This window comes from Massilia aquatica, assembly GCF_011682045.1.
GTDB lineage: Bacteria > Pseudomonadota > Gammaproteobacteria > Burkholderiales > Burkholderiaceae_D > Telluria_A > Telluria_A aquatica.
Genome location: NZ_VVIW01000002.1, coordinates 438,375 through 463,032 on the forward strand (window position 1 = coordinate 438,375; position 24,658 = coordinate 463,032).

Annotated in this window: 19 protein-coding genes; 12 read left to right on the plus strand and 7 right to left on the minus strand. The window is 67.8% G+C overall.

The genetic code is table 11. The features are described 5' to 3' along the window. The first annotated feature begins 112 nt into the window (after window positions 1-112). Window positions 113-745, plus strand: a complete 633-nt coding sequence (locus F1609_RS04945) for an NAD(P)H-dependent oxidoreductase (protein WP_167075257.1) — start codon at window positions 113-115, stop codon at window positions 743-745. Window positions 746-771: 26 nt separating this feature from the next. Here the strand turns inward: F1609_RS04945 and F1609_RS04950 are convergent, their stop codons facing one another. The 6 genes from F1609_RS04950 to F1609_RS04975 all read right to left on the minus strand — a co-directional run bounded on the left by F1609_RS04950 (window position 772) and on the right by F1609_RS04975 (window position 6,768). Beyond that, on the minus strand, window positions 772-2,229 hold the full coding sequence (locus F1609_RS04950) for a C13 family peptidase (protein WP_167075259.1): 1,458 nt from the start codon (window positions 2,227-2,229) through the stop codon (window positions 772-774). A 16-nt stretch (window positions 2,230-2,245) separates the two neighbouring features. Continuing rightward, the gene (gene asd / locus F1609_RS04955; protein WP_167075261.1) at window positions 2,246-3,109 is read right to left on the minus strand and encodes an archaetidylserine decarboxylase; all 864 of its coding nucleotides are present in this window, start codon (window positions 3,107-3,109) and stop codon (window positions 2,246-2,248) included. A 131-nt stretch (window positions 3,110-3,240) separates the two neighbouring features. Next, on the minus strand, window positions 3,241-4,074 hold the full coding sequence (locus F1609_RS04960; protein WP_167075263.1) for a substrate-binding periplasmic protein: 834 nt from the start codon (window positions 4,072-4,074) through the stop codon (window positions 3,241-3,243). A 25-nt stretch (window positions 4,075-4,099) separates the two neighbouring features. Next, entirely contained in the window at window positions 4,100-5,344 is a 1,245-nt protein-coding gene (locus F1609_RS04965; RefSeq protein WP_167075265.1) for an MFS transporter, read from the minus strand. A gap of 78 nt (window positions 5,345-5,422) precedes the next feature. Next, the gene (locus F1609_RS04970) at window positions 5,423-6,067 is read right to left on the minus strand and encodes an HD domain-containing protein (RefSeq protein WP_167075266.1); all 645 of its coding nucleotides are present in this window, start codon (window positions 6,065-6,067) and stop codon (window positions 5,423-5,425) included. A gap of 26 nt (window positions 6,068-6,093) precedes the next feature. Then, on the minus strand, window positions 6,094-6,768 hold the full coding sequence (locus F1609_RS04975) for a ribonuclease HI family protein (protein ID WP_167075268.1): 675 nt from the start codon (window positions 6,766-6,768) through the stop codon (window positions 6,094-6,096). Window positions 6,769-6,958: 190 nt separating this feature from the next. Here F1609_RS04975 and F1609_RS04980 point away from each other — a divergent pair, with 190 nt between their 5' ends. The 4 genes from F1609_RS04980 to F1609_RS04995 all read left to right on the plus strand — a co-directional run bounded on the left by F1609_RS04980 (window position 6,959) and on the right by F1609_RS04995 (window position 11,659). Then, entirely contained in the window at window positions 6,959-7,150 is a 192-nt protein-coding gene (locus F1609_RS04980; RefSeq protein ID WP_166869809.1) for a hypothetical protein, read from the plus strand. A 114-nt stretch (window positions 7,151-7,264) separates the two neighbouring features. Next, window positions 7,265-8,218, plus strand: coding sequence for a hypothetical protein (locus F1609_RS04985; protein WP_167075270.1), 954 nt, complete (start codon window positions 7,265-7,267; stop codon window positions 8,216-8,218). After that, window positions 8,190-9,500, plus strand: coding sequence for an HlyD family secretion protein (locus tag F1609_RS04990; protein ID WP_167075272.1), 1,311 nt, complete (start codon window positions 8,190-8,192; stop codon window positions 9,498-9,500). Before F1609_RS04985 ends, F1609_RS04990 begins: the two co-directional genes overlap by 29 nt. Beyond that, window positions 9,497-11,659: a peptidase domain-containing ABC transporter gene (locus F1609_RS04995; protein WP_167075274.1), complete on the plus strand. Its 2,163-nt coding sequence runs from the start codon at window positions 9,497-9,499 to the stop codon at window positions 11,657-11,659. The genes F1609_RS04990 and F1609_RS04995 overlap by 4 nt, the downstream gene beginning before the upstream one ends. A 34-nt stretch (window positions 11,660-11,693) precedes the next feature. Here the strand turns inward: F1609_RS04995 and F1609_RS34450 are convergent, their stop codons facing one another. Further along, window positions 11,694-12,512, minus strand: a complete 819-nt coding sequence (locus F1609_RS34450; protein ID WP_229421651.1) for a YXWGXW repeat-containing protein — start codon at window positions 12,510-12,512, stop codon at window positions 11,694-11,696. 270 nt (window positions 12,513-12,782) lie between these two features. Here F1609_RS34450 and F1609_RS05010 point away from each other — a divergent pair, with 270 nt between their 5' ends. From F1609_RS05010 to F1609_RS05040, 7 genes are all read left to right on the plus strand, one after another. Further along, on the plus strand, window positions 12,783-15,989 hold the full coding sequence (locus F1609_RS05010; protein ID WP_308609339.1) for a penicillin-binding transpeptidase domain-containing protein: 3,207 nt from the start codon (window positions 12,783-12,785) through the stop codon (window positions 15,987-15,989). Between the two features lie 72 nt (window positions 15,990-16,061). After that, window positions 16,062-17,327: a hypothetical protein gene (locus F1609_RS05015; protein WP_167075276.1), complete on the plus strand. Its 1,266-nt coding sequence runs from the start codon at window positions 16,062-16,064 to the stop codon at window positions 17,325-17,327. Further along, window positions 17,324-17,908, plus strand: coding sequence for a Rieske (2Fe-2S) protein (locus F1609_RS05020; RefSeq protein WP_167075278.1), 585 nt, complete (start codon window positions 17,324-17,326; stop codon window positions 17,906-17,908). Before F1609_RS05015 ends, F1609_RS05020 begins: the two co-directional genes overlap by 4 nt. Further along, entirely contained in the window at window positions 17,905-18,972 is a 1,068-nt protein-coding gene (locus F1609_RS05025; RefSeq protein WP_370661594.1) for a hypothetical protein, read from the plus strand. Before F1609_RS05020 ends, F1609_RS05025 begins: the two co-directional genes overlap by 4 nt. Continuing rightward, the gene (locus tag F1609_RS05030) at window positions 18,969-19,982 is read left to right on the plus strand and encodes a hypothetical protein (RefSeq protein ID WP_167075280.1); all 1,014 of its coding nucleotides are present in this window, start codon (window positions 18,969-18,971) and stop codon (window positions 19,980-19,982) included. The genes F1609_RS05025 and F1609_RS05030 overlap by 4 nt, the downstream gene beginning before the upstream one ends. Before the next feature lie 116 nt (window positions 19,983-20,098). Beyond that, window positions 20,099-22,339 carry an SPFH domain-containing protein gene (locus F1609_RS05035; protein ID WP_167075282.1) on the plus strand — a complete coding sequence of 747 codons (2,241 nt, stop codon included), beginning with the start codon at window positions 20,099-20,101 and terminating at the stop codon, window positions 22,337-22,339. 8 nt (window positions 22,340-22,347) lie between these two features. Then, a complete protein-coding gene (locus F1609_RS05040) occupies window positions 22,348-24,642 on the plus strand; it encodes a bifunctional serine/threonine-protein kinase/formylglycine-generating enzyme family protein (RefSeq protein ID WP_167075290.1) in 2,295 nt (764 codons plus the stop codon). Window positions 24,643-24,658 lie beyond the last annotated feature (16 nt).

The following is a 24,658-nucleotide window of genomic DNA, read 5'->3' on the forward strand; positions in this document are numbered from 1 at the left end:
TCCGGTCGGATACGCTGGATCGGGGAATCGCAGATAATAGGTTCCCCGCGGCGCCGCTAAGGTGTGCGCCTGGCATTGACCCTACCCGAACGACTATATAAGAGGACATTCCATGTTGCTTGAAAAACTACACTGGCGCTACGCCACCAAAAAATTCGATGCCGCCAAGGTCGTATCGGAAGATAAGATCGACCGCATTTTGGAAGCCGTGCGCCTGGCGCCGACATCGAGCGGCTTGCAACCGTTCGAGCTGATCGTGGTCAGCAACCCGGAGCTGCGCGAAAAAATGCGTCCGATCGCCTCGAACCAGGGCCAGGTTGCCGATGGTTCGCACATGGTTGTTTTCGCTGCGTGGGATAACTACACCGTAGAGCGCATCAACATGATGTTCGACCTGGTGAACGATGAACGTGGCTTGGTCAATGAAGGCTGGGAGAACTACCGCAAGTTCATCCTGTCGATCTATCCGCAGCGCGACCCGGCGGTCAACTTCGAGCACGCCGCGCGCCAGGCCTACATTGGCCTGGGCATTGGCCTGACCGCAGCCGCGTTCGAAGCGGTCGACGCGACCCCGATGGAAGGCTTCAATCCCGAGCAGCTCGACGAACTACTTGGCCTGCGCGCGCGTGGTTTGCGCTCGGTGGCGATCATGGCGCTCGGTTACCGCGAAGCCGAGGGTGACTGGCTGGTCAACCTGAAAAAAGTGCGTCGCCCGAGCGACGAATTCATTACCCGCATGGCCTGAACGGCGCCGGCTCCTTCAAACCGCACTCATGGCTGCTGCGCCAGTCGCTTGTTCATCCGCTCCAGCACTGGCACGATCTTGCTGCCTACTTTGATCTGCGGGTTCGAATAGCCATCGTCCTTGCCGGCTTCCGTTTCGCGTTGCAGGATGATCTTGCGGGCGGCGGCGTGCGCCTCGGTGAACGAACGCGTGGTGCTGCGCAGCTGTTCGTCGTACATGGCGCGCCCGAAGAAGGTCAGCGCCGACTTCTTGCCGCAGCCGTAGGAGGTATGGTCGGCGTCCGAGGCCGTCATCACCAGGGTGCCATCGGCGGCCAGCGGCGCGATCCAGTTACCGGCGAAGCAGGCCGAAATCGACAGCACGCGGTAGCGGATGCCAGCCGCATCGAGCCACTCCTTCAACTCCGCAGGCATCACCGGCTCCACATCGATCGGCCAGAAATTGGCTGCCAGTTCGCCGTCCGACGCGCCGTGCGAAGTGAGGTGGATGAACAGCACGTCCTCGTCGCGGTCCATGATGGCGCCAATGCCTTCGATGGCGCGCTGCAGGTTCAGCGGCGTAGCCCACGGCAGTTGTTCGGCGGTCTCGCGGTGGTTGATCAGTTGCAGGCCGCGGCCGGCGGCGTCGAAGCGCTTGGCCATCACGCCGGCCACCATCGTGCTCTCGCGCCGGAACACTTCTTCGCCTTCGTAGGGCGCGAAGGTAATCGTGTACATGTCGATCACGCCGGGGCGCTGCGGCTTGAGTGCGTCGAGTTGTTCGTCCAGCAGCGGCAGCTGCGCTTCCATCATTTCCTGGCTGAGCGTGAACGGCTCTTCTTCCTTCGCTTCCGGTTTGGGCGCGGCGCGCCAGGCCACCGGTGCGGGAGCGAGGTGAAAATCCAGTACGGAGGTGAACATCACCACCGCAATGGCGAGAACGGCGCGCAGCGACACCAGCGGGCGGGCGGCGCGCAGCAGCATTGCCAGCCGGGCCAGGACGCTCCACAGCATCGGCAGGGACCACATGATCCACTGCGCCCAGGGACTGGTGTCGCTGACGGCGCCTGTACGGATCAGGGAAAAATACAGCGCGTAGATGAGCAGCAAGAAAATATTCGACTGCGCGACCAGCAGCGTGAACAAATAGGCCGCGCCGGGCGCGCTGTGGACGCTGCGGCTCACGCGCGGGTCGGGCTGGATCAGGTAGCACAGCCATGCGGTGAGCACGACGCCGAACCAGCCGGCCAGCAAGGCGCGCCAGATGAAAACCGCCTCGCCCTCGATGGTCAGGCGCTGGAACAGCAAGCCCATCGCGTATTGCAGCAGTATCTGGAACGCCAGCTGCCAGGGCGAGGCCGCCAGCCGCTCCCAGCGCGGCGCCAGGAACAGCGCCGAGCGCGCACCTTCATGCAGCCAGGCGCCGGCCGCGAATATGCCCGGGCGCCGCACGGACGCCGTTTGCGTCGCCGCCATGCCGGCGCTGTCGTCCACCACCTCGCTCATGCCGCGCCCTCGTCGATCAGGCGCGTTTGGCGGACTGCTTCTCGCCCATCGCCTCGCCGAGGCGCACCGGGCGTTCCGGCGCCCACTCGGGATTGAAGGCGATCGTGTCTTTTTTGAACAGCATGACGATGGTCGAGCCAAGCAGGAAGCGGCCCATTTCCTCGCCTTTCTTGAGGACGATATTCTTGTCGTCGTAGCGCCATTCCTTCACTTCGCCCGGACGCGGCGGGTTGACCAGCCCGTGCCAGGTGGTGGCCATGCTGCCGACGATGGTTGCGCCCACCAGCACCAGCACGAAGGCGCCATGCTCTTTCGAGTTGAATACGCAGACCACGCGCTCGTTGCGGGCGAACAGGCCTGGAATGCCGCGCGCGGTGGTCGGATTGACCGAAAACAGCGCGCCGGGCACGTAGATCATGCGGGTCAGGCGGCCTTCGCACGGCATGTGCAGGCGGTGATAATCCTTGGGACTGAGGTACAGGTTGGCGAAACTGCCATGCTGGAACTGGGACGCCAGTTGCGCGTCGCCGCCCACCAGCGCGGTGGTGCTGAACTTGTGGCCCTTGGCCTGAAAGATCTGGTCGTCGTCGATGGCGCCGAACTGGCTGATCGCGCCATCGACCGGACAGACGAAATCGGCCTTGGCCAGCGGACGCGCGCCCGGGCGCAGGGGGCGCGTGAAAAATTCATTGAAGCTGGCATAGCTGGCGATGTCCGGATTGGCCGCTTCTTCCATGTTCACACCGTATTTGCCGACGAACCAGCGAATCAGGGTGGTGGTGTACTGGCCGCCCTGGTGGCCGGCGATGCGGCCCGCGAACCGGGTCAGACCTTGCTTGGGAAGTAAATATTGGGGAATGACTTTTATGCGATCGGACACGGGCTTCAACCTGTTTAAAAAACGATGGCCAATTATAACGGCGCGCCGCGCCTGCGCAGCGCTTTCCGGCGCCGGGCGAGGCTGATGCGATGAAAAATAGTCAAGAAAGGAGCTTTGCTGCCGGGTTGGCATCAGCGCTGGCGCACGCCGCCGGCCAGCACGGCGGGCGGGTAGTGGCGCTTGAGGCTTTCGTACACGGCGCCCGACTTGACGGCACCGGCCAGCAGGTTCTGGAGCGCGGCGCGGTCGGCGGCGTCCACCGTCTGCTTCGAAATATAGATCCCGCTTTCGCCCCAGGGCAGCTCCTCGAGCGGCTCGATGCGCAGCTTGGGGACCATCCACGCGAAGCGCTTGTCGTCGGCGATGGCGCTGGCGAAGATGGTCGGCGCCATCAGGGTCACGTCGGCAAAGCCGGCATCGAGCACGCGCGCCACGGCGGCGCCATCCTTTTCGAGCAGCAGGCGGCCCTGGGCCGACAATTGATCGACCAGCTCCAGATAGGCGGTGCCGTAGTCGAAACCGCGCACCAGCACCACGCGCAGTTCTTTGCGCGCCAGCAGTTCGCGGATCGAGCGCACCGGCGCGCGCATGCTGTCGACCGAGAGCAGGGTGGCGCGGGTGCCGATCACGGGAACGAAGTAGCCATGCTGGTCGCGCCGCGGGGTGCGCACGGCCGGCAGCAGCAGATGCGATTTGCCCGCTTCGAACATGGCTTCCTGGCGCGCGCGCGGCACCACCGAAAACGCGAACTTGCAATCGCTTCTGGCGCTCACGCCGCGCAGCAGTTCAGGGTAGATGCCGCCCACTGCATCGCCCTTGACCGTCACGCTCAGCCCCGTGGGCGCGACCGGCACCAGGAACGGCTGCCCGCAGGAGGCCGTCGCCATGGCGCTGGCGCCGGTGGCGATGACGGCGGCGATCAGCGCGGCTGCGCGAATCCCACTGCGGGTGGAGGGTTTGTCCATTTGCCAATTCTAGCGCATGCCCGCCTCACGTGCGCATCCGATGTGATTTGAAATAGAAAAGTGCAACGCCCACCGCCACGGCCTGCATCGCGGCGCACAAAAAGAAGGTGCTGCCGATGCGCCAGTCGTCCGCAGGCAGGTGGCTGGCCAGCCCCAGGATGGCGGTGCCCAGCAGCGGCATGAAGACCACCCCGAGGCTGCTGATCGATTGCAGCGAGCCCATCAGTTCGCCTTGGGAACTGGCGTCGGACCCGCGCGAAATGATGCTCTGCAACGCCGGTCCCACGGTAAACGACAACAAGTTGCATAAAATAAAAACGTACATCATCCAGCCCTTGGTGGCCAGGCCGTACAGGATGAAGGTGATGCAGCCCGAAACCATGCCCAGCAGCGACAGGCGCACCTCGCCGAAGCGCTTCATCAGCATGCCCAGCAGGCCCGCCTGCACCACGGCCGCCGACAGGCCCACGCAGAACAGGGCGATGCCGTTGTCGCCCGGGCTCCAGTTGAAGCGGAACGTGGTGTACAGCACCCAGGTCGACTGCAGCATCATCTGGGCAAAGCTGGTCAGGGCAAACACGATCACCACCGCGCGAATATCGCTGCGGCGCACCAGCTTGAGCAGCGACGTGAAGGGGTTGATCTTCGCGATCGTAAACGCCGAGCGGCGCGACAGCGGCAGCGATTCGGGCACCGCAATGTAACCGTAGACGAAGTTGGCCGCGCACAGGGCGGCGGCCACGTAGAACGGCAGTTGCAGGTTGATTTCGCCGAGCATGCCGCCCAGCGCCGGGCCGCAGATGAAGCCCAGGCCAAAGGCGGCGCCCACCTTGCCGAAGCTTTTGGCGCGCGTTTCGGGCGTCGATACGTCCGACGCGTAGGCCGAGGCGACCGACATGCTGGCCGACGACATGCCGCCGATCACGCGCCCGATGAACAGGAAGGCCAGGTTGGGCGCCCAGGCGGTAAACAGGAAATTCAGGCACATGCCGGCCATCGAATAGAGCATCACCGGACGGCGCCCCACGCGGTCGCTGATGGCGCCCAGCATGGGCATGAAGATGAACTGCATCAGCCCGAACACCATCGCCAGCACGCCGAACCAGAAGGCCTGTTCGTCGCGCCCGTTGACATACTGGCCGACCAGGGCCGGCATGACCGGGATGATCAGGCCGATGCCGAGCATGTCGATGAAGACGGCGACCAGCACGAAATTGAGGTTGGTCGATGGGGCGGGTGCGACGGGTGCGGCGGCGGGACTGCTGCTCATGGACGAAAGCCCGGGGCCGGGCGCGAAAGGACGATGCCGTATCTTAGCGCACTACGCCTGATGCGGGCGCAGCCGTGCCTACAAAGCCCATTCCTGCGCAAAGGCGGTGCGGAAGGTGATCAGTTGCGCCAGCCGCGCCGTCCCCAGCGCGCGTCCGGCGGCGGTCTGCATCATGCCCGGCAGTTTTGCCAGCTTGACCTCGATGTGGTCGAGCGCGTAGGCGCGGTCGTCGCGCTCGCGGTGCCCGGCCAGCGGATCGTCGGGATGGGCCAGCGCGCTGCCGATCTGGCCGGCGATGTAGAACAGGCGCGCCAGGCCGACCGCGCCAAGGGCGTCGAGGCGGTCGGCATCCTGCACCAGCTTCGCTTCAATGGTGTGCGGCGGCAGCGCCGCCGAAAAGCTGTGGGTTTCGATGGCGTGCGCCACCGCGTCCAGTTTCGCGGCCGGGAAGCCGATGGCGGCCAGCTCGCGCCGCGCCAGTTCGGCCGAACGGCGCGAGGCCATGCTGCGCTCCGGATGGTTCTTCGGCAGGTTGACCAAATCGTGCAGGTAGCACGCCGCCATCACCGCCAGCGCGTCCGCTTCCGGGTGGCTGGCCAGCAGCGCCTGCGCATTGCGCCAGACGCGGTGCAGGTGATTGATGTCGTGGGCGCCGTCGTCGCCGCAGGCGGCGCTGGCCAGAGATTGCAGGCGGGGCTGCCAGGCGGTCAGTTCGTCGGTCATTGCATGCTCCTTGATGGGGAGCGCGATTATGCCATGTCCGCCGGCCCGAACGCGGCCACGGCGCGCTGCGAGAGGGCGTCGGCGGCCTGGTTCTTGTGGCGCGGCAGCCAGCGCACGCAGGCGCCGTCGATCCGTGCCAGCAGCGCTTGCGCGCGCGTGCGGTACGCGCGCAGCGATGGCGCGCCGGCCGCGTCAAGGCCGTTCACATCGTCGATGACGACGCGGCTGTCGCCATGCACGCTCACGCCGCGCGCACCGATGGCGACGGCCGCTTCGAGCACCGCGATCAGCGCCAGGTACTCCGCTTCGCTGCTGTTGCCGTAACCGGCCGGCCGCGAGATTTCGATCTTTTGCGCGTCCGGGCCGGTGAGCAGGGCGCCGATGCCGCAGCGGCCCGGATTGGGATGGGCCGAGCCGTCGAACCAGGCGCGCCAGGCGGACGGCGGGCCATCGTGCCTGACCGTGCTGGCGCTGCGCGCCAGTGCGCGTTTGGCGTCGCGCGCGGCCAGGCGCGCCGCCTCCAGGGCCGCCAGCGCGGCGCGTTGGTCGAGCAGGTGCGCCAGGCCGTGCGCGCCGGCCCGCTGTTCGAGCGTGGCGCGCAAGGCCTGTTCTTCGCTGATGCCGCTGCGCGCGGCGAGTTTGCGGCTGGCGCTGCGTTCGGACTTGAAGGCGGCGGCCAGCAAAAGATGGTGTTCGGTCATGGCGACAGCATAACCCTAACGGCAATTTGTTGCTAAAAGGATGCGCCGACGATGGTTGGAACGTCTCATTCGCACGATTGTGGTGCGTCAAACTGCCGAGCTCGTCAATGCCTAGTATGGCCCTTAGCGGTCCGCACGAGGCGAGTGGGAATTTCCCCTCGACCAGTTTCAATTATTCAAGGAGAACATCATGCGTAACCTGACCAGCACTGAACTGCAACACGTGTACGGCGGCGGCAAGTCCGATTGCCACACCAAATGCCACAGCAAGAGCAAGAGCAAGAGCCGTTGCAAGAGCAAGAGCAAAAGCAAGGACAAGTGCAAAACCCGCGGCTGCGACAGCAAGTCGCGCGGCGGCGGCCTGCTCGGATGGCTGCTGTAAAGCGTTTCCTGCTTGAGCGTCTTTCCCGGCACCTGTTCCGTTAATTGCCGGAACTGCTTCTTCAGTCCGCCGCCGGACGCGGCGGTGGACTGGATTTTCAAGTGAGGTTGCAAAATGCACCATCCCGACATCGCGCTAGCCAGCGCCGCGCCCGCGCGGCCGACGCACGAAGAACTATGGCTGCTCGGCCAGGCGCCGCTGCAGAAGTATCTCGATTTCGCCGACGACCTGTGCGCCGAATCGCCCGAGGCCATCCGCCCCGCGCTGATCCGCGAATGGAGCGCGGCCAGCCTGTATTACGAAGAACTGGCCAAAACCGAAGCCGGCGTGGCCGACCACCTGGACTGCGCCGCGCTGCCCGCCGCAATGGCGCCGCTGGCCGCCCGGGTATGCGCCAGCTCGCAGTACACGCGCACCTTCAACAGCCTGCCGACCCATATCGCCATGGTCGAACTGGGGCGCCTGGTGGTGTGCCAGAACCACGTCACGCGCACTTTCGTGGACCAGCTCAAGGCGCAGCTGGGACCCAACCCCGATGCGGCTGCGCTGTTTAACTTCTGCTTTCCGCCCGACGAAGTGCGCGCGCCGGTGCAGATCCGCGAGGCCGGTTCCAAGCGCTATGTGTTCCGCTCCGACTCCACCGATTTCCGCTTTCACGAACCGGTGCTGCTGCGAGCCGACCAGTTGCACGACTATCGCGCATCCGGCATGGTGGCCGGCGTGCTTGGCCTGGTGGTCGGCTACAGCGCCAACATCCTCAACGCCGTGTGCGACGACGACAGCGGCCGGCTGGTCCTCAACAACGGCTACCACCGCACCTGCGCCTTGCTCGAACTGGGCATTCGCCACGCGCCGTGCGTGATCCAGACCGTCAGTTCGCGCGACGAACTCGATCTGGTGGCCAAGTCGATCGTGGCCCAGGATCCCGGCTACTTCTTCAATGCGCCGCGCCCGCCGCTGATGCGCGACTTTGCCGATCCGCGCATCCGCAAGGTGCTGCGCATCAAAAAGATCGCCCGCATGATCGAGGTCAGTTACGATGTCAGAGACTACTTCATCGAAGAGTGAGGACGGGCAGCCGTTGTTCCGGCCGCAGGTGCTCGATGAACAGCAAACGCGCTGGCTCGGCACGGTCGCCATTCGTCCGCGCCTGTCGCACCGCTGGTACGCCGGTTTTTCGATGCTGATCGTGGCCGTCATCACCGCCACGCTGTGCATGGCCAGCTACACCCGCAAGGCGCGCGTGGCCGGCTGGCTGGTGCCGGAGCAGGGCATGATCCGCGTGTTTTCGCCGCGCGTGGGCGTGGCCACCAGGATGATGGTGCGCGAAGGCGACGTGGTCGCCGCCGGCCAGGCGCTCGTTGCGCTGTCGGGCGAGGAACGCAGCGTGGCCGTGGGCGACACCAACGCCCAGGCGGCGCTGGAATTGCAGGCGCAGCGCGCCAGCCTGGGCGCCGAACAGCAACGCGCGGCCCAGTCGTTCGGGCAGCAGCGCGCCATGCTGGCCGAGCGCATCGCCGCCGCGCGCGCCGAGCAAGAGAACATGGTGCAGGAAATCGTGCTGCAAAAACGCCGCGTGGCGCTGGCCCGCACCTCCGAAAAACGGCTCGACGAACTCAAGGCGCGCGGTTTCATCTCGGCGCAGCAGGTGCAGATCACGGCCGAAGCGACGCTCGACCAGGCCGGCAAACTGCGCTCGCTCGAACGCGCCTTGTCGTCGCTCGGGCGCGAACGCCTGGCGCTGGAAGCGGAATTGAACGACATGCCGCTCAAGCTGGCCACGCAAAACGCGCTGGTGGCGCGCAGCACCAGCGCCATCGACCGCGAACTGGCCGAGGTGGCGGCCAGGCGCGAACTGCTCATCACCGCTCCGCAGGCCGGCACCGTGACCGCGATCCATACCGCGCGCGGGGCGGCGGTGGGTACCGGCGCGCCGCTGCTGAGCATCGTGCCGCGCGGCGCCACGCTCGAAGCCCACCTGTACGCGTCGAGCCGCGCCATCGGTTTTTTGCGCCCGCAGCAGCAGGTGCACCTGCGCTACCTGGCCTACCCGTATCAGAAGTTCGGGCACTACACCGGCACCATCAAGAGCATTTCGCGCACCGGCATCGAGCCGGCCGAGCTGCCGGCCCAGTTCGGGGCGGCGGCCGGCAATGGCAATGGCAAGGGCGGCGAAGCGCTGTACCGCATCACCGTCACGCTGGCGCGCCAGGACGTGACGGCCTACGGCGCGCGCGTGCCGCTCGCCCCCGGCATGCAGCTCGACGCCGACGTCTTGCTGGAGCGGCGCCGTTTGATTGAATGGGTGCTCGATCCGGTCTACACCATCACCGGGAGGCTGGGACGATGAGCAAACCATTCGACGCCGCCGCCGGCCTGGGCATGCGCCTGCCGTCGATCCTGCAAACCGAGGCGGCCGAATGCGGGCTTGCCTGCCTGGCCATGATCGCGGCCTACCATGGCAACGGCAGCGACCTGGCGCAACTGCGGCGCCGCTTCGGCATGTCGCTGCGCGGCGCCACCCTCAAGGACCTGGTCGGCATCGGCGCGCACCTGGGTCTGGCCTCGCGGCCGCTGCGGCTCGAACCCGACGAACTGGAGATGCTGGCCACACCCTGTATTTTGCACTGGGACCTGAACCACTTCGTGGTTCTCAAGCAGGTCACCGCCAAGGGTGTCGTGATCCACGATCCGGCGGTCGGCGTGCGCCGCCTGCCGCGCGCCACCGTGCTGAAACACTTTACCGGGGTCGCGCTGGAACTGAGTCCCACCGCCGCTTTCGAATCGGGGCAGGCGCGCCCGCGCGTGCGCTTTACCGCGCTGCTCGGGCGCATGACGGGCATCAGGCAGTCGCTGTTCGCACTGGCCGCCATGGCGCTGGCGATCGAGGTGCTGGCCGTGGTCAGCCCGTTCTTCATGCAGTGGGTGGTCGACGAAGCGCTGGTCAGCGCCGACCGCGACCTGCTGCTCACGCTCGCGCTGGGATTTGCCTTTTTGCTGATCATCCGGGTGGCGGTGACGGCGGCGCGCGGCGCCACATTGATCGCCATTTCCAGCACCATCAAGGTGGCCGGGCGCGCCAGCCTGTTCGGCCACCTGGTCAGCCTGCCGGCGGTGTATTTCGAAAGCCGCCACCTGGGCGACATCATGTCGCGCTTCGGCTCCCAGGAAGTGATCCTGCAAGCCATCACCACCGACATGGTCGAAATCCTGCTCGACGGGCTGATGGCGGCCATCACCCTGTGCGTGATGCTGTTCTACGCGCCCGAACTGGCGATGCTGGTGGTCGGTGGCAGCGTGCTGTATGCGCTGGTGCGCGCCGCCTCCTACACGGCGCTGCGCAATGCTTCGGTGGAGGCGATCGTGTGGGGCGCCAAGCGTGACAGCCACTTTCTGGAAACCCTGCGCGGCATGCGCACCATCAAACTGTTCAACGCCCAGGCTTCGCGCCAGGCCCACTGGCTCAACCTGCTGGTGGAAGCCGTGAACCGCCAGGTGACCACGCAAAAACTCGGGCTCATGTTCCGCACCGTGAACGCGCTCCTGATCGGCATCATCGCCATCCTGGTGGTGTGGCTGGGGGCCGAGCGCGTGTTGAACAATACGTTTTCGGTCGGGATGCTGCTCGCTTTTATCAGCTACAAGGACCAGTTCATGGGGCGCGTGAGCGCCTTGATCAACAAGACGCTCGACCTGTTCATGCTGCGCCTGCACGCCGAACGGCTGGCCGACATTGCGCTCACGCCGCCGGAAGTGTGCCATTTGCCACTGCCGTCCACACAGGAGAGCAAACCGATGGCGATTCGCCTGCGCGGGCTGCGCTTTCGCTACGGCGCCGGCGACCCGTGGGTGTTGGATGGGATCGACCTGGACATTGCGGCCGGCGAATCGGTGGCCATTGTCGGCCCGTCCGGCTGCGGCAAGACGACCTTGCTGCGCCTGCTGGCCAGTTTGCTCGAACCGGTAGCGGGCGAGATCGAGATCGATGGCCGCGCCCTGAACCGGGCCGGCCTGGGCGAATACCGTTCGCAGATCGGGGTGGTGATGCAGGACGACCAGCTGTTCGCCGGCTCGATCGCCGACAATATCAGCTTCTTTGCCGACGCGCCTTCGATGGAGCGCATCCGCGCCTGCGCGCGCCTTGCGGCGGTGGAGGACGACGTGAACGCGATGCCGATGGGTTTTCATACGCTGATCGGCGACATGGGCACGGTGCTGTCGGGCGGGCAGAAACAGCGCATCCTGATTGCGCGCGCGCTGTACCGCGAGCCGGTCCTGCTGCTGCTCGATGAAGCGACCAGCCATCTGGATGTGACGCGCGAACAGGCGGTCAACGCCGCCATCCACGCCTTGCCGATGACCCGCATCATCGTCGCGCACCGGCGCGAAACGATCCTGTCGGCGGAGCGCATCATCGTGCTGGAAGAGGGCAAGGTCGCCTGCGACCTGCGCGGCGAAGAGGGCCGGGCGGCTTACCTCGCGCGCATGGAAAAAGCGCCAGCCGGGTAGCCGGGCTGGCGCTTCGTTACAACCTCAAGCCGGATCAGTCGCGGCGTGGATTGTCGGGACGGCTGTCGCGGCGGTTCGGGACGCCGTCGCCATCGCGGTCACGGTCGGCGCGGTTCGGCACACCATCGTTGTCGCGATCGCGGTCGTAGGCATCGGGCACGCCGTCACGGTCGCGGTCACGGTGTTCGAGGCGGTCTGGCACTCCGTCACGGTTGCGGTCACGGCCTTCCAGGCGGTCCGGAACGCCATCGCGGTCACGGTCGCGGCCTTCGAGGCGGTCGGGGATGCCGTCACGGTCGCGGTCATGACGGTTCCAGCGGGCCGGTTCCATGTACCAGTTGCCGTCGCGCTGGACCCAGGCCGGCTGCGAGTACACATAGCCCACGCGTTCGCGCACCCACTGGCCGCCGATCCAGGCGTGGCGGTTGCCGCGCCATTCCCAGTGACCGGGAACCCACACATGGCCGGCGCGTGGACGTGGCATGCGTTCGTAGCGTGGCGGCGGCGGGGCGACCCGCACGACGGTGAAGTCGCGCTGCCCAACCTGCTGCCAGCCGCCCTGGTTGAGGCGATAGCTGTTGTTATCGCGGATCCATTCGGTGCGGCGGTATTCGTAGCCGCTGCGCGCGCTTTCCCAGTGGCCGGCGGTCCAGACGTGGCGGTTGTTTTCCCAGTTCCAGAATCCCGGCGCCCACACATAGCCGCGGCGTGGCGCCGGCACGCTCTCGAAGCGCGGTTCCGGTGGGGCGGTGTTGATGATCACGCGGAAGTCAGTTTGAGCGACCGACGGCAGCGGCATGAAACCGGCGGCGCCAAGGGTGATCAGTGCTGCAAAGGTCAGGGTACGCTTCATTTTTACTTCTCCTTGTGAATTCCTATGAATCCAATATAGCAAGGCGTCCGGCGCTTCCCGGCTATTGATTCACCTGCTTACAATTGAAACAGAATCCGGGGCAAACGTAAATTCCGTTACGTACCGAGGCAAGCTTGTTTTATTGGTAATTCCTGTTGACCCACCCCGTCCTTCCCGCCTCTCGCGGGAACGGCGGGGCATGGGTTTCGCTTTCCCCCCGCTAGTGCCAGTCAGGCCGCGCGCGAGGCGTGGGACGGAATTTGCGGAGAGATGATGACAGGCTGGCTCGATTCGGTAGTGCAGGCATGGTCCGGACGGCGGAGGGCATGGCGCCGCGCGCGCCACTTGCGCCAGGGGGCGCGCGCGCCGATTGTGCCAATGGCGCCACGCACATTCACGCTCACGTCGGCGCACTGGATCGGCGCGGCCGGGGTCATCGCCACCGTGGCTGGCGCAGTGCTGATCAGCGCCCACGCGCGCCATCTGGCCGCATCATCGCAACCCGGCGCGGCCGTCCTGCACGGCGCCGGCCTGCCGGTATCGGCCGACGCCTTCCAGGGTGTGCTCCCGGGAGCGCAGTTCAGCGTGGCGCCGCAGCCCGGCATCAGCGTCACGTCCCATGCTGGCGCAACCTTGCTGATCGCCTCGAACCTGCGCAGCGCGGCGCCGGTGCGCATCGACCTGTGCACCCAAATGCTCGATCCCGCCAATCCGCGCCTGCTCCCGCTGCGCATCGGCTACCGCTTCGCCGACGTGGCGCGCTGGGTCGAGCGCAACGAGGCCTCGGCCAGCCCGGTCACCTTGCGCAATATCGCCCTGGCCGGCCCGGACGTACCCGGCATGCCGCAAGTACAACTGAGCGGCAAGGCCAGCGCCGACTTGCGGCTCGAATGGACCGCAGCGCAAACGGCCACGCGCTGGCTGGGGGAGGGCGCCGGCGCCGCTGCTGGCGCACGCGGCGTGGCCGAACTGCGGCGCGAGGGCTGGCTGGTGTGGAAAGACGCGGCCCTGCGCTTCCAGCGCCGCGCCAGCAACCGCTGTCCGCAGGCCGGCGAGCTGCTGGTCCAGCTGTTCCGCACCGGCGACGCCACGCGCGCCGCCAGGGCGCTGGCGGTGGCGTTTCCGGCCGAGGGCGCGGGGGTGTCGGCGTGGCTCTCGCCCGGGCGCTACCAGGTGCCGTTGCTGCCGCGCGCCAGCCTGGAAGACCAGGCGCTGTTCCAGGCCTTGCAGCAGCATGGCCTGGTGCGCCTGGGATCAAGCGGCCTGGCCGAACTGGCGCCGCGCGACCTGGCGGCATGGCAGGCGGCCGGCGACGGCACGCGCGCTGCGCAACTGGCCGGCTGGCCGGGGGCGCGCCTCAATGCCGACTCCCTCAAGCTGCTCAAGCGCCTGTATCGCATGGCCGACGGCGATTATGTGCGCGAACAGGTCCAGGTGTTTAACAGCGAACGGCGCCTGCTGGCGTGGCGCATGAAAGCACAAGCGCCGCAGCAGGGCGGCGAGTGGCAGGCCAGCGTGGCCGCGGCGCCGGCGTCCACCACCGCGTCGATGCCGCCGGCGGCCGCGCGCCTGTTCGCCGATGTGCCGCAAGGCTGGGCGCCATGGACGCGCATTGGCGCCTGGCCGGACGCCGCCGCCGGCACACCGGCGCGCCTGACGCTTGCGCTTCCGCGTGCGGCGCAGGGCGGCCAGTCGCTCGAATTGCTGCTGGTCGGGCGCCTGCTGTCGGTGGACGGCGCGCGCCTGCGCGCCAAGGCCCGCGACGCATGCAGCGGGCGCGATTGCCCCTCGGCGGCGTCGGTCCAGTCGCTGGTGCTCGATCTGGAGCCGGGCGCGCGCAGCGTCAGCCTGAGTGCGGCGCCGCTGCGCATGGCCGCTCTGGCGGGCGACCAGCAGTACCGCCATCTGCGCGTGGCCGGCGGCCGGATGACATGGCAACCGCTGGCGGCCAACAGCGCCACCGCGCGCGCTGCGCCGCTGGCATCGGTCACCCTGGCCGACCGCCATGGCACGGTCATCTGGAGCGGCGGCGAGCCGACCCGCGCGGCGGTGGATGCGGGCCTGGCGCCGCTGCTCGGCATCCGGGCGGCGCACGCCAACAGCGTGGCCGGCATGCTGGCGCGCCTGCCCGCACCCGACGGCGTGACCCACCAGGCGCGCCTGACGCTCGACCTGGCCCTGCAAACTGCCAGCCAGCAGGCCCTGGAATGCATCGGCATGCGGCGCGGGCACTGGAACGGCGGCGCGTGCAGCGGCGCGCAGGCGGTCGTACCTGGCCGTCAGGCCGGCATGGTCATTCTCGATACCGCCAGCGGCGATGTGCTGGCGGCGGCCGGCGCCGGCGGTGGCGCGCTTACTCCGGCTAACTGGAACGAGGTGCGCGATTTCGACCGCGCCAATCCGGCCCGCAGCCCGCTGCGCCTTCCCGCCCTCCAGCATGACGGCGGCGCCCACCGCAGCCCTGGCTCGACCTTCAAGGTGATCAGCGCATTGGGCCTGGAACTGGCCGCCAGGCACGATCCGCAGCTCGAAGCGCTGCTGGCCGGCCTGCCGCTGCCGTCGATCAATCGCATGGCGCAGTCCAAAGGCTTCGCCTTCCAGACCAACGCGGCCAGTTATCCGTTCGATACCAGACTGGCCCACATCACCAATTACAAGGACCAGCACCTGGACCGGCGCGCGCAGGACGGCCGCCTTGGCTTGTCGCAGGCGCTGACCTACAGCCTCAATACCTGGTTCGCCTGGTCCGGTGAACTGAGCGACCGCAGCCTGTTTGGCCGCCCTGACGGCGGCGCGCCGGATCTGCAGGCGCTCGACGGCGGGGCACTGGACAGCGTGCGCCCCATCGTGGCGATGGCGCACCGCCTCGGCTTCGAGCAGGCCGCGCGTCTGGACGGCGGCTTGCTGCCCGCCGATTTTTCATGGTCCACCTGGGACGCGTTGCAGGCCAGCCCCGCCCACATCGATCCGATTCACACCCGCCACGAGCTGCGCCAGATGGCCATCGGCCTGCGCATGCAGGTCACGCCGCTGCAAATGGCGCTGGTATCGGGCGCGGTGGGCGAGGGCAGGGTGATCGCCCCGCGCCTGCTGCTCTCGCTCGACGGGCGTGATGCGCTGGCCGGCGACAGGCCGGCGCTGGGCGTGCGCCTCGACCGCGTACGGGCCGGGATGAAGGGCGTGGTCGACAGCGGCACGGCGGCCGGCGCGTTTCGCGGCGCGCACCTGGCGGCGGTGCGGCGTGGCCTGTCCGGCAAGACCGGCACTTCGCCTTCGCTGGTCGACGGGCGCGAACTGGCCACCGTGTGGTTTACCGGCTGGCTGGAGCCGGGCACCCTGCCGGGCCAGACCCGGCGCCTGGCGGTGGCGGCCTTTGTCAGCCATTCCGACGCCACCGGGGGCGAGCACGCGGCGCCCATCGTGGCGGCCGTGCTGGGGGCGATGGCGGCGCAGAACCCGGAACAGAAGGGTAAATAGGGGTTTCAAGCGCGCCTTGCCGATTGCCGTTATATGGCATCATTTTGATGCTGAAACAACGATGGGAATGGTATGCGCTTGCCGGGAACCCGGTATCAGGAGCAGGGCTGGGAACAGGTGCGCAAACTGCTTGGGCACTGCTCCCTGGAGGCGTTCGCGCAGCTCTCGCCGGCGCGCCTGCTGGACACGCCCGACGCGCCCGACACGCTGGCCGAGTATGTGGAGCTGACGGCGCAGGCGCTGCATGCCTGCGCGCGCTCGGCGCGGGCCGAAGCACCCGCCAACAGCTATGGCGAAAGCGTGCTCGAACTGTCGCTAAGCCTGTTGTACGAATTGCGCGCGCGTCCCGCCGACTGGGCCGCCTTGTGCGCCGCGGTGGCCAACGAACACCAGAAAATCGGCCCGTTCTGGTGCGCGCCCGGCGGCGACGCCATTTTGCGGAAAAAAGTCAACGATCTGTATGCGGGCCTGCGCGACAAGGTCGATTCCGACAATTACCAGGCCGCGTGCGGGCGCACTTGCAGTCCTAACAAGATGTATGCGTACCGCATGCTCGACACCGCCTACAGCGACATTGCGCGCCTTTTCGGCGCCTGGCGCGAGCATGCGGCGCAGGTGGCGGCCATTCTCGGGCGCGAGGTGGCGGCGATGCCGATCGAAGTGCGCCAGATGCGCTCCATCGGCGCCTGCAAGGCCGACTGGGTGCTGCGCTGGAGCGAGTCGCGGGAGCGCTTCGGCGGCGGCGCCGGCCCCCTGCACACCAGGTCGAAACGCTTCGCCAACCTGAAAACCAGTCCGGAAAAAATTGGCGCCATGCTGCTCGAAATCGGCGACTACGAAGAATTGTCGTCCAACCGCGACAGCGACTGGCTGCACGACGCCGGCGAAGCGGCCAACTGGCTCGAAGACCTGTGGCGCGTGGCCGATGCCGCCGTGGAGGAGGGCGAAGCGCGCATCCTGCCCGAAATGGACGACGATACCGATGTGCCGGAGCCAGATGCGGCCGCGCCGGACGCGCCCGAACCAATCCGCTACGACAGCGCGATCGCCGCCAGCCTTTCACTGCCCCCCCGCTTCATGGAACTGGCGTGGGCGGCGCAGGACCACGGCAGCTGGAGCGCCGGCGCCCTGGCGGCCTATTCGCTGCCGGTGCGGCTCGCCGTGTACCTGAACATGATCGGTGCCCTGGACGACAGCTACCCCGGCGAATGGCTGGACCCGGCCACCGGCGAGCTGCCCACCATGCAGCAGCTGGCGGTGCTGGACCAGGTTTCGCTGCCAACCCTGCGCAAGCGCCGCGACGCTGCCATCGCCACCCTGCTCAAGGCAGTTCCATGAAGGAGAATGATGTGAAAATGAACCAGGAAGCGGACCGCAAGCTGATTGAGCGCCTGCTGCTGTCGCCGCGCGTGGAGGGCGACCGCCTGATGCTGGCCGACAGCGCGCTGCTGGCCGCGATTGACGGCAGCCACCCCTTGAACAGCGCGGAGCTGGCCGCCCTGCGCGCCTCGCCCCTGACCTTGCGCCGTTTTCGCCAGCTCGCCATCGAGCGCCGCGGCGACGCACGCGCGGCCAACGACGACGCCTGGAGCGGCAGCGCCGGCATGCTGCGCGCCGCCTCCGACGGCGCCGGCCTGGTGCGCCTGCTGACCGACGACGGCCACTGGGCGCTGCATTTCGTCGCCCAGGATGACGACTGGCGCCTGATCCTCTCGCTCGACGCCGCCGCGCCGTTCGCCGCGCGCCTGCTGCGCGAGCAGCCGATGCTGCGCGTGGTCGACGGCGGCGGGGCGATCCTGCTGCAAGGCCGGCTCGATGCCGATGGCGAAGTCGAATGCGGCTGGCATGTTGATGGCGCGCCCGCATCGCACTTCCAGCAGTTCGGTGCGCGCTTCGCGGTCGAACCGGTACACGTGTGAGAAATACCATGATCGGCCTGTTCAAGCGCCACCCCAAAGCGACTCAGCCCGATACGGCGGCGCTGGGCACGGCCACGCTGGCGCTACGCATGGGCGCCGGCTGCACCGTGCCGAAGGGCTGCACCGGCGTGGTGGCCGACCATGGCGGCCATACCCGGCGCGTGGCGGAAGGCAGCCGCATCGTCCTGGCCGAGACCGAGAACGCCTTCTGCTTTCACCCTGGCCCATACGGCGTCGACCTGGTGCCGTTTGCCGCCGCGCCCGAACTGGGGCTGCGCCTGGCGTTCGCTGTCGACGGCCCCGATCCGCGCGTGGCGCAGCAGCGCTTCGACCTGTTTTTGGCCAGCGAAGCGGGCGACACGCTCGGCGTGCCTGAATTCGGGGCGTCGATCGAGGCCGCGCTGCGCCAGGAACTGGCGCTGGGCCACCTGGCGCTGCCGCCGTGCACCACCCTGGACGAATGGAATGCCTTTCGCGGCGGCCTGAATCAACTGTTATATACACGTTTCGGCATCAGCGTCGACGATTGCGTGCCGGTGGACCTGGGCGACCGCATCGACTACGCGCAACTGCTGCTCGCGCGCGCGGTGAGCGTGCCGGAAGTGCCGGCGGCGCCGTCCCAGCCAGTTTCCATCGCCGCGCCGTTCGACGCGCATGGGAGCGACGCCAGGGCGCTGCGCCGGTTGTTCCTCGAACTGCCTTGCGTCATGCACGGCCTGCGCATGGCGGTGCTGCCGCCGGGCCAGGCGCTGTTCCAGCAGCATGTGGCGCTGCTGCAGCGCTTAGACCATGTCAGCCTGTCGGTGAACACCATGCCGGCTTTGGAGCTGGCCGCGCCGGGCGAAATGCTGGCGGCCGAGCGCCAGCTTGCCCGCACGCGCCACAGCCTGCGCGCCAGTGCCGCGCTGGACGAAGCCTGGGCCCTGCTGGCGCGCCTCGGCCTGGCCACGCATAACGATCTGGGGGCGCTGTTCGATGACGCCGACCGCATCGTCGCCAACCTCGAACACGAATGCGCCGCCCGCCGCGTGGCGATTATCCATCCCGAAAGCGAGCCGGCATGAGCATTGCCAACAACAAACGCCATGGGGCCGAGTGCCGCAGCGTGCTGGCCGGCGGCGCGCTGCTGACCGTCAGCGCCACCGTGCGCCCGCGCGCGGGCCGCGCCGACGTCAAATGCAGCGGCGCCGGCGACGCCGCCCTGGTCGAGCGCATGCAGCAGGTGGTGCGCCTGGCGCGCCTGACCGAAGGCTGTTTCGACAGCCGCGACCAGGTGGTCATCAGCATCGACCGCGCGCCCGGGCCCCATGAACGCGACTGGGAACTGGCCGTGGTGCTGGCCGACCGCATGGTGCGCGGCGTGTGGCAGCCGGCCGGCCCGGTCGTGGCCAACGGCTGGTCCGAGGAGTGGCAACTGGGGCGCATCGGCGGCCATGACGTGGTCAACGCCCCGGCGCACGCGCTGCTGGGCGGACCCGGTGGCCTGGGCTGGCTGGGCGCGCTGACCGGGCAGCCCGACAGCGCGCCCAGCGTGGCCTCGGCACGCGCCTGGTTCCCGCTGCACAGCGGCGGCATCAACGACAGTTTGTGCTGGGTCGAGGTGAGTGTGTATCCGCTGGCCGCTGCGGGCATGGACGAAGAAGAGACCATCGCCGCGCCCGGGCTCGACCCGGTCCAGCTGCTGGCGGTGCGCGAGGCGCTGGCCGGGGCGCGCCATTTCGACGGCCGCGCGCTGGGGCGCTGGCGCACGGTGGTGCGTTTCGGCCAGGCGCGCTTCCAGGGCAATTCGTTCGAACTGGCGCTGGTGATGGCCGACCGCATGGCGCGCGGACGTGAATTCGTGGCGCGCGGCCGGGTCATCGCGAGCGGCTGCTCGGGCGCCTGGCATGCGGGCCGGGTCGATACGGTCGAAGGCTGCGCGCCGAAATGCGCGCTGATCTTGCAGCAAAGCGTGGCCGGCGACCGCATTTTGCTGCCCAAGGCGTGGGAAGGCGCGCTGGCGCCGGGCTTTGCCGAGGCGCTGCGCGAGCGCGGCGCCAGCGTTGCGCTGGTCGAGCGGATCGGGATTATCTGAACAAGCGTTCAACGTGCGGGCGTGCGCGCCCGCTATCCCCGCCGTGCCCTGCTAAAATCGTGCTGGCCGAATGGGTTCGTTGAAAAGTGGTGCAAGTTGAACAACCAGGAGTCGATATGTTCCAGATGTTTGGTTTTGGCGGCGTGACCTGTCCGCGTTGCGAGCATCACAATGCCGGCGATTCGGGCTATTGCGCCAAGTGCGGGCTGACCTTGGGCGCGCCGCGCAACGAACCGGTGTTCCGCGAGAACCGCTGGATTCCCGGCCCCGGCGAACTGGCCGTGTTTTTCGGCGTCGAGCAGTTATCGGGCCTGTTTGTAAAGACATTGCGGGTGCCGGCCACCACGCGCGCCTACATCCTCCAGGCGGGCAAGGCGACCGAGGTGCCGCAGGGCGAGTACGAGATCGAGGGCTTTTTCACGCGCCTCAATCACCTGCTGCGCAACCAGCACGCCGAAATCCTCATCACGCGCACGGCCGCCATGCCGGTCGAGTTCTCGCTCGACGGCCTGCACACCTCCGAACACCTGGCCATCGGCGCGCAGTTCACGGTGAGCGTGAAGATCGAACAGGTCAGCGCCTTTGCCCAGCACTTCATGACCATGCCCGGCGCGGTCACCTCAACCGACCTGCGCGAGCTGCTCGAACCATCGGTGCGCCAGCTGGCGGCCGAATTCATCGCCGGCCAGTCGATCCGCGACATGTCGGGCAACCGCGACCTGCGAGCGCAGCTCGACGAGCGCCTGCAAGGTGCGCTCAAGCTGCGCCTGGCCCAGTACGGGCTGGCGGTGGCGCAGGTCGATACGCTGGCCCTGCGCCACGATAAATTCGACGCGCATCAGGCGCGCATCGGCACCCTGTGGCTGGTGGCCGACGAGCGCCACGTCAAGCTCGAACACGCGAAACAGCTCGACCAGTTATATAACGACGAAGAATGGCAGCGTATCCGCGTCGAAGAGCAGGCAAACCGCCTGCGCTACCGCCGCCAGGAACTGCGCCAGGACGACAGCATCGAAAAGGCCGAACTGACCTTGCAGAACGCCGAGCGCCTGCAAGCGCTGCGCGCGCGCGAGATCGACCTGTATGGCCGCATTGTCGATTCCAAGAGCCGCAAGCAGGCATTGGAGCGTGGCGCCGGCGACATTGTCACCGAACTGGAACACGAACTGGCCAAGAAGGGCGCGGCGCGCGAGGACGAATCGACCGGCTGGGCGCACCTGCGCCACCTGGCCCAGATCCGCATGCGCACCGAACTCGAAGTGGCGCAGCAGGGTGCGCAGGAGATGCGCCAGCTGGCGCAGCAGCGTTTCTCGCACCAGCTGCTGCAACAGCAAATCCAGAACAAGATCACGCAGGCGCTGGGGATCGAAGACGAAGCGCGCAAACGCGCCGAACTGGCGCGCCTGCAAAAGGCGCAGCAAGCGGCCAGCGAACGCCAGGTGGCGATGGAAGCGGAGCAGCACACCGCCCAGTGGCAGTCGCTGGCGCTGGCCAACGCGGCCTACAAGCGTGAGACCGAGCGCATCGCCGAATGGGAAGAAGAACTGGCGCTGGACCGCAAGCGCGACCTGCTGCGCGCCGATATGCTCAAGGACACGGGCGCCAGGGCCGACGCCGAACAAATCAACCAGAAGATCGAAACGCTGCGCCGCGGCGGCGCGCAGCAGGACTCGATCGCCCAGCACGAAAAGCTGCTGCGCACCATCGACGCCGACGGCCGCCATGCGCGCCAGTCGCAGCAGATTGAACTGGAAGCCGAAGAAAAGCGCCACGCGCTGCGCCAGCAGGAGCAGGAAGCGGCCTGGCAGCAGGAGCTCAAGCGCCTCGCGCACGAGCGCGAAACCCAGTTCGCGCAGCAGGCCCACGAAGCGGAACTGGCGCGCATCGAGATCAGCCGCGTCTCGACCATCGGTAACCTGAGCGACAGCGGCAAGGTGGCGCTGGCGGCCGGCCCCAACGCGCTGGCGCTGGCCGACGTGATGAAAACCCAGGTCCACGCCAGCATGACGCCGCACCAGCTGGCGGCGCTGGCGTCGGTGGTGGCGGCCACCTACAGCGTGACGCCGGCGGAAGCGGCGCGCGGCGCGCAGGAGCGGGTCGAGCGCGAACGCGCCCTGCGCGACGCCGAAGTGGACAAGGACCGGCGCCACCAGCTCGACCTGCTGGGCATGCAGAACGATGTGAACAAGGCGGCGCTGGCCTCGCAGTCGGGCCTGGGCATCGGCGTGGCGCAGGGCGGGGCGCGGGTAGGCTATGATCAGGCCCCGCGCCCGCAAGTGCGCATGTGCGTCAACGGGCACCGGGCCGGTCCCAACGACAAATTCTGCGCCGAATGCGGCGCGGCGATCCAACCTTGACAGGACAGATGCAAACGGCAAGAGACAAGATCCGCGAACTGCGCAGCCTGCACGAAGACGGCCTGTTAAGCCAGCAGGAATTCGACAGCCGCAAAAACGCCATCCTGGACGCGGAGTACGCGCCGCCCGGCGGCAGCGGCACGCCCATGGCGCCGGCGATCCACATCCGCCAGGGCACCGAGATCGGGCTGATGGTGGGCCAGGAGATCGGTCCGCAAAACCGCCGCTACCGCCTCGAACAGCTGATCGCGCAGGGCGGCATGGGCCAGGTGTGGCAGGCGATGGACCTGGCTACGCACGCCGAACTCGGTCACAGCGCCATGGTCGCGCTCAAGATCCTGCCGCCGCAATTCACGCAAAGCGCCACCCACGCCAAGCTGCTGATCGAAGAAGCGACCCAGGCGCGCCGCCTGGCGCACGAACACATCGTGCGGGTCTACGAGTGGGCGCAGGACCCGGCCACGTCGAGCTACTTCATCATCATGGAATGCCTGGAAGGCGAGGATCTCGACAGCCTGCTGGCGCGCGAAGGGCCTTTGAGCCTGGAGCGCGTGCAGGAACTGCTCGCGCCGATCGGCGACGCCTTGCAGTATGCGTGGGACAAACACAAGCTGGTTCACCGCGACATCAAGCCGGGCAACGTATTCGTGACCAAAAAGGGCGAGATCAAGCTGCTCGACTTCGGTATCGCTGCGCGGGCGCGCAGCAGCGCGAGCAGCATTGGTCTTGAAGCGCCGGGCAATTCGGGCACGGCCGGCTACCGCGCACCCGAGGCGGGCACCCTGCAACGCCAGCCGAGCCGTGCGCTCGACGTGTATGCGGTGGCGGTGATGATTTACCAGATGGTCGAAGGGCGCATGCCGTTCGACGGCCCGCGCAGCGCCAGCCACGAGCCGCCGCGCCCCGAGGCCTTGTCCGCGCGCGAATGGGAGGCGCTGCGCAGCGGCTTTGCCTTCGATCCGGACCAGCGCCCGCTCACGGTGCCGGACCTGCTGGCCGCCTTGCGCGGCGCGGTGGGGCCGTCGCCGCAGGAGCTGGCGGACCAGCATGCCGCGCAGCAGGCGCAGGAACAGCTTGCGCATGCCGCGCAGCAGGCCGCCCAGCGCGCGCAGGACGAAGTGCGCGCCAGGCAGCTGGCGGTGCAGCGCAAGGCCGACGCCGAAGCTGCCGCCGCGGCGCATCTGCTCAAGGAAAAGCAGCGCAAGGAGCAGGAAGCGATCGAACGCGCCGAAGCCGATGCGGCCAAGCGCGAACGCAAGGAAGCCTTGAGCCGCCAGCTGCGCGAGCGGCGCGAGGCCGACGCCGAAAAAGAGCGCAAGGCGCGCGAAGAACAGCAGCGCAAGGCGATGCAGCTCAAGGCGGTGGCGGCGTATCGCGCCGAGCAGCAGCGCGCGCGCGAAGAGATGGCCGAACGCAGCGTGGCCGCATCGGCGGTCGAACCTTCGGCGCCCGTCTCGGAGCCGGGCAGCCCGGTGGCCGACACCGACGGCGTGCTGCGCGACCGCTTCCTGGACGGGACGGGCAAGGGGCCGGAGCTGGTGCTGCTGCCGACCGGGCGCTTCCAGATGGGGTCCCCGGAGCACGAGCGCAAGATCGCCATGCGGGCCGGCTCGCAGCAATCGTGGGTGGAACGCGAAACGCCGCAGCACTGGGTCGGCATCGAGCAGCCGCTGGCGATGGGGCGTTTTCCGGTCACGGTGGGCGAGTGGCGCCAGTTCGTGCGCGCCAGCGGCTGGCAGCCGCAGGGCGACGTCAATTGGGCCGAGCCGGGGTTCGCCCAGGCCGACGATCATCCGGTGGTCGGCGTGACCTGGCACGACGCGCAGCTGTACGTGCGCTGGCTGACCGAGAAAACCGGGCAGGTGTACCGCCTGCCCAGCGAAGCGGAATGGGAATACGCCTGCCGCGCCGGCACCAGGACCGCGTTCAGCTTCGGCGACGAGATCGATCCCAGCCTGGCCAATTACGACGGCAACTACACCTACAACGGCAGTCCCAAGGGCGAGTACCGCCAGGGCACCACGCGCGGCGGCCTGTTCGCGCCCAATCCATGGGGGCTGTACGACATGCACGGCAATGTGTGGGAGTGGGTGCAGGACACGGTGCACGACAATTACCAGGGCGCGCCGAACACCGGCGACGCCTGGGAGCAGGGGGGGGACCAGAGCCGGCGCATCCTGCGCGGCGGCTCGTGGCTGTACAACCCGCGCTACCTGCGCTCGGCGCTGCGCAACGGGTTTTCGGCGCAGCTCAGTAATGATATTGTCGGATTCCGGGTCGCGCGCAATATCGCCATGCCGTGACTGGAGCGGGCGGTTG

Bases quoted from the DNA above. Each gene is read 5' to 3' on its own strand.
- F1609_RS05035 (WP_167075282.1), top strand. From the start codon at position 20,099: ATGTTCCAGATGTTTGGTTTTGGCGGCGTGACCTGTCCGCGTTGCGAG.
- F1609_RS04970 (WP_167075266.1), bottom strand. From the start codon at position 6,067: ATGACCGACGAACTGACCGCCTGGCAGCCCCGCCTGCAATCTCTGGCC.
- F1609_RS04975 (WP_167075268.1), bottom strand. From the start codon at position 6,768: ATGACCGAACACCATCTTTTGCTGGCCGCCGCCTTCAAGTCCGAACGC.
- F1609_RS05040 (WP_167075290.1), top strand. From the start codon at position 22,348: ATGCAAACGGCAAGAGACAAGATCCGCGAACTGCGCAGCCTGCACGAA.
- F1609_RS04960 (WP_167075263.1), bottom strand. From the start codon at position 4,074: ATGGACAAACCCTCCACCCGCAGTGGGATTCGCGCAGCCGCGCTGATC.
- F1609_RS04990 (WP_167075272.1), top strand. From the start codon at position 8,190: ATGTCAGAGACTACTTCATCGAAGAGTGAGGACGGGCAGCCGTTGTTC.
- F1609_RS05010 (WP_308609339.1), top strand. From the start codon at position 12,783: ATGATGACAGGCTGGCTCGATTCGGTAGTGCAGGCATGGTCCGGACGG.
- F1609_RS04945 (WP_167075257.1), top strand. From the start codon at position 113: ATGTTGCTTGAAAAACTACACTGGCGCTACGCCACCAAAAAATTCGAT.
- F1609_RS04965 (WP_167075265.1), bottom strand. From the start codon at position 5,344: ATGAGCAGCAGTCCCGCCGCCGCACCCGTCGCACCCGCCCCATCGACC.
- F1609_RS05015 (WP_167075276.1), top strand. From the start codon at position 16,062: ATGCGCTTGCCGGGAACCCGGTATCAGGAGCAGGGCTGGGAACAGGTG.
- F1609_RS34450 (WP_229421651.1), bottom strand. From the start codon at position 12,512: ATGAAGCGTACCCTGACCTTTGCAGCACTGATCACCCTTGGCGCCGCC.
- F1609_RS05020 (WP_167075278.1), top strand. From the start codon at position 17,324: ATGAAGGAGAATGATGTGAAAATGAACCAGGAAGCGGACCGCAAGCTG.
- F1609_RS04995 (WP_167075274.1), top strand. From the start codon at position 9,497: ATGAGCAAACCATTCGACGCCGCCGCCGGCCTGGGCATGCGCCTGCCG.
- F1609_RS04950 (WP_167075259.1), bottom strand. From the start codon at position 2,229: ATGAGCGAGGTGGTGGACGACAGCGCCGGCATGGCGGCGACGCAAACG.
- F1609_RS05030 (WP_167075280.1), top strand. From the start codon at position 18,969: ATGAGCATTGCCAACAACAAACGCCATGGGGCCGAGTGCCGCAGCGTG.
- F1609_RS04985 (WP_167075270.1), top strand. From the start codon at position 7,265: ATGCACCATCCCGACATCGCGCTAGCCAGCGCCGCGCCCGCGCGGCCG.
- F1609_RS04980 (WP_166869809.1), top strand. From the start codon at position 6,959: ATGCGTAACCTGACCAGCACTGAACTGCAACACGTGTACGGCGGCGGC.